At 44.0% G+C, this 14,023-nt stretch carries 10 protein-coding genes; 8 read left to right on the forward strand and 2 right to left on the reverse strand.

The window, feature by feature from the left end; all coding sequences use genetic code 11:
- Nucleotide 1: 1 nt before the first annotated feature.
- Both ACESPU_RS08115 and ACESPU_RS08120 read right to left on the reverse strand, forming a co-directional pair.
- Complete coding sequence (locus ACESPU_RS08115; RefSeq protein ID WP_008773133.1) at nucleotides 2-811, reverse strand: head GIN domain-containing protein; 810 nt, start codon at nucleotides 809-811, stop codon at nucleotides 2-4.
- 87 nt (nucleotides 812-898) lie between these two features.
- The gene (locus ACESPU_RS08120; protein WP_373133256.1) at nucleotides 899-3,103 is read right to left on the reverse strand and encodes an alpha/beta hydrolase family protein; all 2,205 of its coding nucleotides are present in this window, start codon (nucleotides 3,101-3,103) and stop codon (nucleotides 899-901) included.
- Nucleotides 3,104-3,208: 105 nt separating this feature from the next.
- On the opposite strand from ACESPU_RS08120, the gene ACESPU_RS08125 reads away from it, so the two are divergent.
- From ACESPU_RS08125 to ACESPU_RS08160, 8 genes are all read left to right on the forward strand, one after another.
- Nucleotides 3,209-3,688: a pyridoxamine 5'-phosphate oxidase family protein gene (locus tag ACESPU_RS08125; protein WP_005860241.1), complete on the forward strand. Its 480-nt coding sequence runs from the start codon at nucleotides 3,209-3,211 to the stop codon at nucleotides 3,686-3,688.
- Nucleotides 3,689-3,701: 13 nt separating this feature from the next.
- Nucleotides 3,702-4,910 carry a hypothetical protein gene (locus ACESPU_RS08130; protein WP_034531731.1) on the forward strand — a complete coding sequence of 403 codons (1,209 nt, stop codon included), beginning with the start codon at nucleotides 3,702-3,704 and terminating at the stop codon, nucleotides 4,908-4,910.
- Between the two features lie 469 nt (nucleotides 4,911-5,379).
- Nucleotides 5,380-6,516, forward strand: coding sequence for a 6-bladed beta-propeller (locus ACESPU_RS08135; RefSeq protein WP_057317246.1), 1,137 nt, complete (start codon nucleotides 5,380-5,382; stop codon nucleotides 6,514-6,516).
- Complete coding sequence (locus ACESPU_RS08140) at nucleotides 6,513-7,508, forward strand: hypothetical protein (RefSeq protein WP_036614523.1); 996 nt, start codon at nucleotides 6,513-6,515, stop codon at nucleotides 7,506-7,508. The genes ACESPU_RS08135 and ACESPU_RS08140 overlap by 4 nt, the downstream gene beginning before the upstream one ends.
- Nucleotides 7,509-7,626: 118 nt before the next feature.
- The gene (locus tag ACESPU_RS08145) at nucleotides 7,627-9,189 is read left to right on the forward strand and encodes an ATP-binding protein (protein WP_373133257.1); all 1,563 of its coding nucleotides are present in this window, start codon (nucleotides 7,627-7,629) and stop codon (nucleotides 9,187-9,189) included.
- 69 nt (nucleotides 9,190-9,258) lie between these two features.
- Nucleotides 9,259-10,158, forward strand: a complete 900-nt coding sequence (locus tag ACESPU_RS08150; RefSeq protein WP_122144854.1) for a serine O-acetyltransferase — start codon at nucleotides 9,259-9,261, stop codon at nucleotides 10,156-10,158.
- A gap of 130 nt (nucleotides 10,159-10,288) precedes the next feature.
- On the forward strand, nucleotides 10,289-11,839 hold the full coding sequence (locus tag ACESPU_RS08155) for a class I SAM-dependent RNA methyltransferase (RefSeq protein WP_005863595.1): 1,551 nt from the start codon (nucleotides 10,289-10,291) through the stop codon (nucleotides 11,837-11,839).
- A complete protein-coding gene (locus ACESPU_RS08160) occupies nucleotides 11,820-14,021 on the forward strand; it encodes a S9 family peptidase (RefSeq protein ID WP_048926983.1) in 2,202 nt (733 codons plus the stop codon). The genes ACESPU_RS08155 and ACESPU_RS08160 overlap by 20 nt, the downstream gene beginning before the upstream one ends.
- The last annotated feature ends 2 nt before the right edge of the window (nucleotides 14,022-14,023 follow it).

The following is a 14,023-nucleotide window of genomic DNA, read 5'->3' on the forward strand; positions in this document are numbered from 1 at the left end:
TTTATTTGACTTTGTTGATCGAGCCGGAACCCATGATAGACTTACTGATCTCCGGATCTCCTTTATAATGGATCTCGCCACTACCTACGATATTGGCATCCAAGATTTGCGTGGCATATACGCTGATCTCGCCGCTGCTGGCGATATTACACTCCGCTTTACGTGCTTGGCAGTCAAAGGCTTTAATCTCACCACTTCCCGCTACATTGAATGAGGCACGATCTACGGTTCCTATTACCTCGATTTCCCCGCTGCTGGCGAGGCTGCAAGATAGGTTGTCCAGCTGTATATCCTTGGCGATGATATTTCCGCTACCGGCCATGTTACATTCAAGCTTGTAACCTTTTACGGGGCCTCTCAACTCAACGTTTCCACTACCGGCCATATTGATCTCCATCCGGTTTACTTTCGTCGGTTTGCTGATAATGAAACTGCCGGAACCTACCGTATTCAACTCTTTTAGTTCCTTGGAGTTGGATTTTATCTTGTAGACGGTCGGCCTCAAGTCGTAGGAGTTATTATTAAAACCTTTCTTGATAGATTTCGGATAGATCTTTAACGTACCGCCTTCTACTTCGGTCACGAGGTAATCAAATAAGTTCTCATCGATCGTTACGGATAGATAAGGCGCTTTATCCGACTGTTCATACTCGAAATCAGCGGAGCCAACGAACGTAATCTCGTCGTAATCGCTAATCTTTATCTCCCGGGTTTCCGGATTTCCATTTCCATCGATACGTCGGTCGGCGGCGAATCCGCAAACCGCGATCATCTGTATGCAGAATATAAAAAGTGATACTCTCGTCTTCATCGTCTTTAATTTTTTAGGTTCTTTTCTTAATAGACGAGCGAGTATCTGTAAGGGTTGCAGAAATAAGGGACTTTTTTCGAATAAGGATCAATTTATTCCGATTCTATCTAAAATGATTTCCCCTTTATCCTTTTTATTGAAGATAAAGCAGATTTCCTTCAGTTGGTCGATGGATAGGCTATCTCCTTGATTGAAGGAGGATAACGGAATCTCTACATACTGTAGTACTTTCTCAGAAACCTTCTCTTTTCCCAGCGAGAGTAAAGTACTACATTTCGTTAGCTCTGGTTTTAATAACGGAGGAAGCACATAGAATGAAGAGAAATCTTTTTTTACGCTTGTCTCGCCAAACGTTAATTCAAGCGTGAAATCTACCGTATCGATTGTATCCGAGTTATTCCCGATAAAGAAGAACAGATTCTTCACCGTGTAGATATCCAAAGAGGCTAAGGCCGCTGAATCTATTTGAAGCGTATATTCGGCCTGTTGGAGGGAATTCGTATCCTTTTTCTCCCATCCCAGATAAACAGCGGAGGTTAATTGGGATGTGCTCCCATCGTCCTTCAGTATTAAGGCATCTTCTTTCCACGTTTTTAAGTTTTGCCCATGAATGCTACAATCTTTCAATGTAGCTGTAGTTACATCCAGATCTTCTTCGTAATCGGCTATATATTTAAAACCGGAGTCTTCGTATTGGTTGAAATAATATCCTTTGGGAATGATAGCTTTCGCTAGGCGGTAATCTTTTAAGATCGATAGATTTTCTTTCTTGCCTTTTAATGAGGCGTCGAGAAATGCGGATATATAGGTTTGGGCGATCTTGCGTTGACCCTCACCGTCCATTAAAGGGGTCAGATTGAGGAGTGCCGAATAAGGGAAGGGTATATCTTTCCGCCCCCATGCGGTGCTGAATTGTCCATGATTGGCCGCATAGATATATAATACGGACTTGAAATGGAAATTCGTATCCGTGAAGTGAAGGTTGTTATATTTTCGGCTTCCTGCCATGGAAAACACATCTTGATCATACCCTCCCTGTAAAAGTAGATAATCGATATTCTCCAGCTCCAAAGGCTTATCTTTGTGCATGCTATAAAATGCGGTTGGAGCGATCTCTACGATTCCTTTGATGGAGAAATTGAAGTTGAAATCCTGATTGGCATCCTTGTAATATCTTTTTTGCTTGTTGATCACGATCGCTAGAGGAGCGGCTTGCCCTCCTCTGGAATGTCCGACAAGCGCTATATTATCCATATCAACCGTTTGGTAAAAGGGGGTGTCTTCTTGTTGGTTCCATTCTCTCCAGCATTCCAGATGCTTTAGGATTAGCCAAGCTCTGGTGAATATCTCATTATGGCTATAATCCCCACTCCAATTGCTGTTTAGGAAATTCTCGTCTATCGAGGCGGCGATGTACCCTTTGCTTGCTAATAAAGTGGCGATATATTCGTAGCCGGGGTCTGAATATTCTTGCATAAGATGGTTACCGTGTACGAATATAACCAGCGGGAAAGGGCCTTGGCCCTCAGGATACCATACTCGTCCGTTGATCGGGTAATTGGAGGCGCCGAATCCCCAAAAGATTTCTCTTATCCAATTATCGAATCCGGAAGTCTGGTCGAAAAAGGGAGTGGCATCTACAGAGGAGGTTTTTATATCGCATGAGTTTGCGTATTCATCCCTGTTTTTATCATCCCCATTTCCATATGTCAATGTTTTTACTGTATAGGTTCCTTCGATGGTAGGATCAGGAGCGTTGAATGTAGGGGCTTTTTGGTTCCAATAATTTTCCGAGACCGGGGGCGTATGATCAAATCCTTCATTAGCCAAGAAGTAAACAACGCATGTGTTTAGCCCTAATACGATCAATATCAATGTGATTGATACTTTCTTCTTGATACCGATGTAAACAGAGTATCCTATTAAAGCACCACAAAGCAGTTCGAATCCGATAAACATCCGGATAGTATCCGGATAAGGAAGAAATCCGACTAATATATAAGTAGATAAACAGATTCCGACAAACCAAGGATTGAATAATCTTATGATCTTAAAGCCCCATGTGCTTAGTAAGGCGAGCAGGCTTGATAGAATGCCCACGGTTATCAATGCGATACTAAGATCCGCTATAGGCGATATTCCGATTTTCAGATAAGATAGGCTGATAATTACGAGGTATAAGGTAAAAGTAGCCAATGCTCCTATAGTTGCTCCTTTCCATGATTTTTGGGCGGTCTTGATCACGGTGGCTTCGCAAGCCTGTAAAAAGGAGAAGATTGTGTTTTTTGTCATTCTAATTTGATTTTTTAATTTAGACAGTGAAAGTAGAGAAGCCGTTACAAATATAAGAGGATTTTTTTTATAATTTTGTGTTTGATAAGAATCAAACAAAGGAATATGAAGACACTTATACACACGGACAAGGAACAGATCGAATCGATTATCCGTCAGAGCGATGTTTGTTTTGTGGGCATGGCGGATACAGATGGAACGCCTTATGTATTACCGATGAATTTCGGTTATAAGGATGGCGTGATTTATTTACACTCGGCGCAGGATGGACGAAGCATCTCTATATTGGAACGTAATCCGAAAGTCTGTATTACGTTTAGTATTGACCATGCCTTGGTTTTCCAGCACCCGGAGGTAGCTTGTAGCTACCGTATGCGTTCGAAGAGCGTGATCGCTTGGGGAAAGGTCGCTTACGAAGAGGATTTCGACAAGAAGGTGGAAGCCTTGGATATTATCATGAAGCAATATTCCGATAAGACTTTCCGTTATAGCGATCCGGCGGTCCGTAACGTGAAGATTTGGACGGTAGATATAGACGAGGTCAGCTGTAAGGAATTTGGCGCTCCTCATAAGAAATCTTATTAAATCAATAAATGATATGAAAAAACTACTTCTTTTATTCGTTCTATGTCTTTGTTTTCCGGTGGTTGACAAGGCTTGTACCTCCATTATAATCACTGGAAAGGCTACTCCCGATGGCCGTCCGTTGATGTGGAAACACCGGGATACCGGCGCTCCGTATAACCATATCGGTTATTTTGACGAAGGTGGCTATCGTTTTCTGGGGCTGGTAAATAGCGATGATCCGGAGGGAGCCGTGTGGACCGGAAGCAATGAGACGGGCTTCTCTATCATGAATACGGCTTCTTATAACTTGAAAGACGATGATATAAAGGAGATGGATCAAGAGGGAAACTTGATGCGAAAAGCCTTGAGAGTCTGTAAGACGGTGCAGGATTTCGAGCATTTCTTGGATACCTTGCCTCGCCCGATGCGTGTGGAGGCTAATTTCGGAGTGATCGATGCTTATGGTGGCGCGGCTTATTATGAGACGAATAATGAGCGATATTATAAGAAAGACGCGAATGATCCGAATCTGGCGCCGGAAGGTTACTTGATTTATACGAATTTCTCTTTCGAGGGGCGTACGGATGAAGGCAAAGGGTATGTACGTTATGAGAACGCGAAAAAGATCTTTAAGGAAATGCGGGACGGAGGATTTACTCCTCAGCGTATCTTTCAACAGGCTTCCCGCTCTTTTTATAATAGCTTGCTGGATATCGATTTGATGGACAAGGGACAAAGTCCGAACAATCGTACGGGTTGGTTTGTGGAGCAGGATTTCATCCCTCGTCTGGAAAGTACGGCCTCTATCGTAATCCAAGGCGTGAGATCCGGCATGAATCCGGAATTGACAACGATGTGGACTGCCTTGGGATATCCTCCTACCTCTGTCGCTATTCCTCTTTGGGTGAAAATGGGAAAGGAGCAAAGCGCTTTAGTTACTTACGACGCATCCTATAAAACAGCCCTATTAGATTGGTATTCCGTTCAATTACAGAAGAATGTCTACTCCATACATCGTGGTAACGGCCAAAAGTATTTGCATTGGCAACTGTTATGGAATGATGACCAATCTGGTTATATCCAACAGCTTCGTGCGGTAGAGAACCGGATTTTCGATTTATTCGACGCTCATAAGACGGAGTGGGAGCAAAATGGATTGGATACAAAGGAAATACAACGGCTGTATAAGGAAGTCGATAAGCTCGTAAATAAAGCCTTCTTGGGGCTTCAAAAATCATAACCATAAGGTATTTTGTTGATAGTGAAAAATACAGTAAGTATTTAAAATATACGTATTGATAATGTCTTTATAATCAGATTGATAAAAAGTTGATGATGTTTCCGGAAAAACATGTACGTGTTTTTCCGGAAACACGTACGAGAATTTGTGAAAACACGTACGTGTTTTGGGAAACAGATAATGAGGTTTTAAATGCATTTGGAAAAATGTACAATAACTATGTGGAAAATAAGCACTGTATCCCCTTCTAATTATCGAAAGTTTTTAGGGTTATATCCCAACAGGCCTTTTTCCCAGTACTACTCCTTCCTTTGTAGAATATATACTTCAAGTGCTCTAGGAGATATACTTCATAGGCCAAGGAAGTAGTACTTCTCGTGAATTCCGATTGTGCGCTTAGGAAAACTTGTGCAGTTGGCGTATTTCAAAAAGTTACGTATATTAGCGGTCTGAATCTAATATGAAAAACATGAGAAAACTATATTATTTAGTGATGATAAGTGTGGCTTCCATTTTGACCGCATGCGAGAATCGATCGGAAGAGTGGGACGTGGTGGATTTCGGAAACGATTGTGCGGTTGGCTTGCAGGAACATTTGGAATGCAGATTCATTCCTTTGGAGACGAAGGATAGCGTGCTGTTAAAAGATCTCTACCGGGTTTGCTGGGTGGACGATCGTATTTTTGTATTCGATAGAAGTGATGAGATAAATGCGCTTTTTGTATTCAGTGATCAAGGAAATTTTATTACTCGTGTAGGCTTGCGGGGACAAGGGCCGAAAGAGTATCTTTATCTAACTCACTTTTTCGTGGATGAGAAAGAGCGAATCTTGACATTGGTGGATTTTGGTGGGACGGCCTTATTGCGTTATGATCTGGATACCTATCAATATATATCCACGCAAGATGTAGCTGATTATTTTGTGGACTGCGCCCCTTTGGATAAGGAGAATTGGATTTGGTATTATCCTTTGGGATTTGCGACACCGCAAAGGGAAAACTTCTATCTGAAAGCCACGGACAGGAAAGGAGAGCAAGACGCATTGTTGGGATCGGCTTATTTCACGTCCGGCCATACGATCAATGGGAGCAAGACGTTGCATGCCTTTGCTGGGGATTGGTATGCGCATTTCCCCTTTACCCCCGAAGTATGGAAAGTGAAGGACGGGATGTTGGAGCCTGCTTATAAAGTTCGCTTCGGAGATAAAAGTATGCCTCCTATCGAGTATGTCAAGGAGAAAGGGAGAGGCGGGAGAGATTTCTCTGGCGATCTGTTTCGCTCCGGCTATGTAAATTCTTTTGGGCTGCTGGAGACCGAACGGATCCTGCATGCGACCTATATGTGCGATAAGGTAACTTACTTCGGATTTTATGACAAGGATAGGAAAGAGGCATTCTCGTATGCGTTCCCCAACTTCATAAGGGCTACGGGGTTGACAGGCTTTTACGGTATTTGCGGAGTGTATAAAGATTATTTTATCGGGAAGATCAGTTCGACGGTGCTGTTGCGTAATCAGATACATTATGAGGATTTGAGACGGATAGCGGAGAATCGTACACAGGACGATAATCCGATCTTATGTTTATTTAAAATAGAAAGGTCATGAGAGTATTGTATGGGATTATTGTATTCTTCGCTTTGTTTCTTCTCGCTTGTTCCGATGCAGAAAGAGAAGAAAAACGGCTGGAGGGAAATTTGTTAATGAAAGGGGATTCTGGTGTATGCTATGATGGGATTGGTCTTACCGAGTCTTATTTGGTGTTGTTGGCTCGTGGGTGTGATACGATCATTCAAGTATTCGACAAAGATGATTTGTCGCACCTGCATGCGTTTGCGTTGAAAGGATATGGTGCCACTTATTTCTCTAATCCGGAGTTTATGAAGTCAAATACAAAAGAACCCGCCGGAAAGGATGAGTTCTGGATCGTGGATAACCAACTTACATTTAATAAGATGCAGGTGCTGGCGGATTCTTTGCGTTTTGATCGGAAATATATACTAATACCCGAACTTGTTCCCTCTACGCATTATAATGTCACCACGAAAGAAGTTTATGCGGTTCCGATCGTAGAGAAAAATGTTTATGGTCCTTTCTGTTATGCGAATCGGGAAGAGGGAATTTATTGGGTGGAGCCACCAAAAGTAGCAAGAACGTATCGTTCTTGTAAGCACGTCGCTTATTTGCCTAATCTTTGTGTGAATGAGCGGCAAAACAGTGTGGTTGCTGCCTTGCGTTTCTTCAACCAAATTGATTTTTACGATTTGAAGGGAACTTATCAAAGGAGCTTTACGTATGGGAAGGAGCCTATCGTGCCTTTACTGAAGAAGAATGATACCCAAGTGGATGTTCTTGGAACGACAAAATGCTTTATCGATATATTCGGTACGGATCGGTATGTGTATTGCTTGTACGATGGTTCTGTGGATTTTTCGAATTTATCCACATTGCTGGTTCTTTCTTGGGACGGCCAATTAAAGAAACGATTGAATTTTGATCGTTCAATAAAGAGGATTGCCGTAGACCCTTCCGATGGTTTTCTGGTCGCCTTGGCTCTTGATGAAAGTGGAGCATTGGATGTGGTAAAATACCTGTTGTAAATGATATTCTTGACAGGCTGAAACTCCGTTTTCTCGAAAGCGAGTTTCTGATTGGAGATGTAAATAACTTGTGGAAGACAAGAATAGTAATTATCTTTGGAACAAAAGTGAAAAGATAATGACAAACAGTATCGTACGCAAACTGCCGATAGGTATACAGACCTTCGAGAAGATAAGGGAAGGGAATTATGTATATGTGGATAAGACGGAATGGGTGTGGCGGATGGCCTCGTTGGAGACACCGTTTTTCCTAAGTCGTCCCCGTAGGTTTGGAAAGAGCCTTTTGCTTTCTACTTTTGAGGCTTATTTTAAAGGAAGAAAAGATCTGTTTAAGGGATTGGCTATCGAACGGTTGGAACAGGATTGGATTGAGTATCCGGTGATCCATTTGGATTTGAATGCCAAGAAATTTGATACAGGGGAGGATCTGATTCGTCTTGTGGATAGGCAGTTGCTTGTTTACGAGGCTATATATGGTTCTAGTGATGCGGATGAGACGATTGATGACCGTTTGTTTACCTTGTTACGCTTGATTTGTGAACAGACAGGAAAACGGGTGGTCGTTTTAGTGGATGAGTATGATAAGCCTCTTTTGCAATCATTTGATAATGAGAAATTGCAAGAGGAGTATCGCCTAATGTTGAAAGCGTTCTATGGGGTGTTGAAAAGTGCGGATCGCTATTTGCGCTTTGTATTCCTAACCGGGGTGACAAAGTTCTCTCAAGTTAGCGTGTTTAGTGACTTGAACCAGTTGAACGATATTAGCATGGACTGGCAATTCGCAACGCTTTGTGGCATAACACGGGAAGAGTTAGCGACGAATTTTGTACCGGAGATAGAAGCCTTCGGGAAAAAGAATAATTGGTCGTTTGTTGAGGTGGTAGAGCGGATGGAACGTAATTATGATGGGTATCATTTCCATCAAGATGGAGTGGGAGTGTTTAATCCGTTCAGTGTACTGAATGCGTTCAATAAGCTGGAGTTGGAGAGTTATTGGTTTCAGACGGGTACGCCGACCTTTTTGGTGAGCCTCCTCCGTAAAAGTAATTATGATTTACGGCTTTTGATAGATGGTATCGAGGCGCCTGCTGCTTCATTCACTGAATATCGAGTAAACGCCAATAATCCGATTCCGTTGATTTATCAGAGTGGATATTTGACGATAAAGGATTATGATCGGGAATTTCGTAATTATTTATTGGAATTTCCGAACGAAGAAGTAAAATATGGTTTTATTAATTTCTTAGTCCCTTACTATACCTCCATTTCCAAGGAAGAGCAGAGTTTTTATATTGGTAAATTTGTACAAGAATTACGGACAAAGGATATAGATGCTTTCCTTTCCCGTCTCCAAGCTTTCTTCGCTGATTTCCCGTATGAGTTGAACGATAAGACCGAACGTCATTATCAAGTGGTTTTCTATTTGGTCTTTAAGTTGATGGGGCAATTTACTGAGGCGGAGGTGCGAAGTGCCAGAGGACGTGCGGATGCGGTGGTTAAAACACCAAAATACATTTACGTCTTTGAGTTCAAGTTGAACGGAACCGCCGAGGAAGCCATATGGCAAATCGATGAGAAAGGTTATTTGGTTCCCTATCAGGCGGATGGGCATAAGTTGATAAAGGTTGGCGTGGAATTTAGCGCTATAGAACGTAATATTAGCCGTTGGCTGTATTTTTGATGCTTCTTCGTGAAGGTGTTCTCAAATAAAATACTATTTTTGCGCATTATAAAGAATATTCCGCAAATAATGGATATACAGAGGCATAGTAGCGTATTGGGCGATACGGTGGAGAAGCTGTCGGATGAGGCATCGTATAAACAATTGTTCCATGCGTACAGGGATGAGGAGGCGCTGCCCTCGGGCGAGGTGCTGAAAGAGATCATCGATCTATGCCGTGCGATCCTGTTCCCCGGTTATTATGGGAATGCCCGTATCAGTAAACAGACGATCCGTTTTCATACGGGCGTAAATGTTGAGACTCTTCATTCTTTATTATCCAAGCAGGTTTATGCGGGACTTTGTTTCGCGGATACATCTTGCGTGACTTGCCCGGAAGAAAAGATCTCCGCTGAGGCAGAGGCTATTTCGAAGGCTTTCATCTCTACGCTTCCGGAGATTCGCGGTCTGCTGGCTACGGATGTGGAGGCGACTTTCAATGGCGATCCCGCCGCTCAAAATCTAGGTGAGGTCATATTTTGTTATCCCGGTTTCCGGGCGATCGGTAATTACCGGATCGCCCATCAATTGTATAAGCTCGGGGTTCCTTATATTCCTCGTATGATTACGGAGATGGCACATTCCGAGACCGGTATCGATATCCATCCGGGCGCGAAGATCGGTCATCATTTCTCGATAGACCACGGGACGGGTACGGTGATCGGCGAGACGAGCGTGATCGGCAATTACGTCCGAATCTTTCAGGGCGTCAGCTTGGCGGGAGAGAAACTTCCCCCCGATGAGAACGGTAACGCTATCCGTGGCGTAGCCCGTCATCCTATCTTGGAAGATCATGTGACAGTATATTCTAATTCCACCTTAATCGGTAAAATCCGGATTGGCAGAGGGGCTACGATATGTGGTAACGTCTGGATAGCGGAGGATGTACCGGCAGGGAGTACGGTTACACAATTGAAAATTGAGAATTGAAAATTATCAAGAGGGTAGCTGGAAGGAGATCGAAGCATGTCAGAGAGCGAAATGAGAATAATTAATAATAAACAACGTAATACGCAATTGGGAATAATTTTCAATTCTCAATTCTCAATTTTCAATTAAAATGAGCGAGACATTTGAAATGGTGGCCAAAACCCTATACGGGTTGGAAGAGATCTTGGCCGAGGAGTTATTAGCTTTAGGTGCCAACGACTTGCAGATCGGTCGTCGTATGGTTTCCTTTACGGGTGATAAGGAATTGCTTTATAAAGCGAATTTCCACTGCCGTACTGCCCTGCGCATTCTGAAACCGATTTATCATTTCAAGGCCAAAGATGCTGATACCGTTTATAAAGAGGTGAAAAAGGTAGAGTGGGAGAAGTATTTGTCGCTGGACAAGACGTTCGCGATCGACTCGGTGATCTATTCCGAGGATTTCAATCACTCGAAGTTTGTCGCTTACCGTACGAAAGACGCTATCGTGGATTATTTCATCGAGAAGTTCAAGAAGCGTCCGTCCGTTCGTGTCAATAACCCGGACTTATATATCAATATCCATATTTCGCATAACGATTGTACCTTATCTATCGATAGCTCCGGCGAGTCTTTGCACAAGCGTGGTTATCGGGTGGATCAAACGGAAGCTCCGTTAAATGAGGTGTTGGCTGCCGGCATGATCCTAAAAACCGGTTGGAAAGGAGAATCTAATTTCGTAGATCCGATGTGTGGTTCCGGTACATTGTTGATCGAGGCTGCCATGATCGCCTTGAATATCGCTCCGGGTATCCATCGGAAAGAGTTCGCTTTCCAGAAATGGGTGGACTATGATGAGGAATTGTTCGATCGTATTTATAATGATGAGAGCGGGGAGCGTGAGTTCGCTTTCCATTGCTATGGCTCCGATATTTCCCAAGCCGCTATCGATATCGCCTTGGAGAATATCCGTAGCGCTGGCTTGATGAAATATATCGATCTGAAGGTGAAACCGTTCCAACAATATACAGAGGCTCCGAAGCCGGGTATATTGGTGACGAACCCACCTTATGGAGAGCGTATATCATCTCGTGATCTATTGGGATTGTATAATATGATCGGCGAGCGTTTGAAACACGTGTTCATGGGATATAAGGCTTGGATTTTGAGCTATAAAGATGAATGTTTCGATAAGATCGGCTTGCGCCCGAGCGAGAAGATCAAATTGATGAACGGTTCCTTGGAGTGCGAATACCGTTGCTATGAGTTATTTGAGGGAACTAATAAGGACTTCAAAAAGGCATTGAATGAGGATGGAGAGGAGCGTCCGCACAGATCGGAAGGCTCTTTCGAGCGTAGAGGCAATGATCGTCCAAACTTCCGTACGGGTCGTGTGGATCGTCCGGAGCGTCGTTTCGCCGCTGCCCATAGCGAGGATGATGAGGAGCGTTTCGCTTCCATTCCGGGGAAACGTATCTTTGGAGAGGATCGGGGAGAGGACCGTCCGGTCCGCAAGAAATTCGTGGATGCCCCGGTTCGTAAGCCGATCAAGCCAAAAGGAGAACGTCCTGTGAAAATGCGTTATCGGGATGAGGATGACCGTAAGAAAGGGTTTGGCGATCATAAGCGGGATGGAAAGCGCCCATTTAGCAAACCTATAAAGCCTATAAAACGGAGAGGGTATGATGATTATGAGGATTAAATCATCTTTATTCATAAGCCTATGTCTGATTTTATTAACGATGTCGATTACCGCCCAAGATAAGCAACTCTCCTTGCACGACTTGATTCCTGGAGGGAAGACGTATAGCCGCTTCGTACCTCGTGACTTGAAACAGTTACGATGGTGCGGGGACGAGTACTTATATGTTAAGGGAGATAGCGTGTTAGGAGCTAAGCCGGGGAAAAAAGAAGAGGTCCTTTTTTCGTTGGAAAGACTGAATGGGGCCTTGACGGCGGCAAATCTGCAGACGGTTGGTTCCTTGCCTAGCTTTTTGGTACCCTATGAAAGTGGTTCGGTCTTGGCTTTTACTAGCAAACAGCACCGGATTCATTATGACTATAAGAAGAATAAGGTAGTCGCTGATTATGCTTTGAAGAATAACTGGGCGAATTATGACTTTTGCCCGGCTACGAATAACTTAGCTTTTACGGAGGGAAACAATGTGCATATTTTATCCCCGGATGGACGAAATACGATTGTTACACGTGAAACACAGGATGGAATCGTATGCGGACAGGCTGTCCATCAACGGGAGTTCGGGATTACGAAAGGTATGTTTTGGTCTCCTAAAGGCTCGGCTCTAGCGTTTTATCGTATGGATGAGCGTATGGTGACCGCTTACCCGCTGGTGAATATCGATACTCGTTGCGCTACGCCGGTTCCTCATAAATATCCGATGGCTGGAATGAAGAGCCATGAGGTTACGGTGGGTGTCTATCAGGTAGCTACCGGGCAGACGGTTTGGTTGGAGACAGGCTTGCCGAAAGAGAAATATTTAACAAATATCGCTTGGAGTCCGGATGAGAAGAGTATTTATATCGCTGAGTTGAATCGTGAGCAGAACGAGATGCATTTGGTGCGGTACTCTGCCTTGACGGGAAAGAAAGAGGCTGATCTGTTTACCGAGACGGATCGTTGTTATGTGGAGCCGCAGCATCCCGTGCTTTTCTTGCCGAACGATCCGGATAAGTTTATCTGGCAGAGTGAGGCGGATGGCTATAACCATCTATATCTGTATGATACGACTGGAAAGGAATTAAGGAAGCTAACCGGTGGGGAATGGGTGGTTACCAAGGTGCTAGGCTTTAGCAAAGACGGAAATAAGGTGATTTTCGAGGGAACGGCACCTCATCCCGTATCTCCGAATATGCAAGGAACGGGGATGCAACGTTATATTTGGGAGACGGATTTGAGAACGGGTGATATCATGAATTGCTTGAGTTGGAAAGTGGGCGTGCACCGTTGGTTGCTGAGTCCCTCCGGCGAATATGCGATTGATTATGTAAGTTCTCCTTCTACCCCGAGGGATATCGATTTAATCCGTGTAAAGGACGCTAAGGTGATTTCTACCTTACTTTCCGCTCCGGATCCCTTTAAATTGTATCGGATGCCGCGGATCAAGGTTGGACATATCCTTGCTGCCGATGGTAAGACTCGCTTGAATTACCGGTTGACTTTACCGCCGGATTTGGATGAGACGAAGAAGTATCCTACGATTGTCTATGTATATGGAGGCCCTAAAGTACAGCTTGTTACGGGCGACTGGCAAAACGGGGCTCGTGGTTGGGACCTCTATATGGCACAGAGAGGTTATGTGATGTTTACCGTGGATAGCCGCGGCTCGGCAAATCGTGGACATGCTTTTGAGAGCGTGATTCATCGTAATTTGGGTATCAATGAGATGGCGGACCAAGTGAAGGGTGTCGAGTTCCTAAAATCTTTGTCTTATGTGGATGCCGACCGTATCGGGGTACATGGCTGGAGTTATGGCGGTTTTATGACAACGAACTTGATGCTGACTTATCCGGAGATCTTTAAGGTGGGCGTGGCCGGAGGGCCGGTTATTGACTGGAGCAATTACGAGATTATGTATGGCGAGCGTTATATGGATCGCCCGCAGGATAATCCGGAAGGTTATAAGAACGCGAACCTGAAACTGAAGGCCGGTAATCTGAAAGGCCATCTGTTGATGATACATGGGGATATCGATCCGGTGGTAGTGTGGCAACACAGCCTTGGTTTCTTAAAGGCTTGCGTAGAGGCTGATACGTATCCGGATTACTTTGTGTATCCTCGCCATGAGCATAATGTGACCGGTAAGGACCGTCCGCATTTGCATGAGAAGATTACGAGGTATTTCGATGACTACCTTGGGAATTGAAA

Source organism: Parabacteroides sp. 20_3, assembly GCF_964238835.1.
GTDB lineage: Bacteria > Bacteroidota > Bacteroidia > Bacteroidales > Tannerellaceae > Parabacteroides > Parabacteroides distasonis.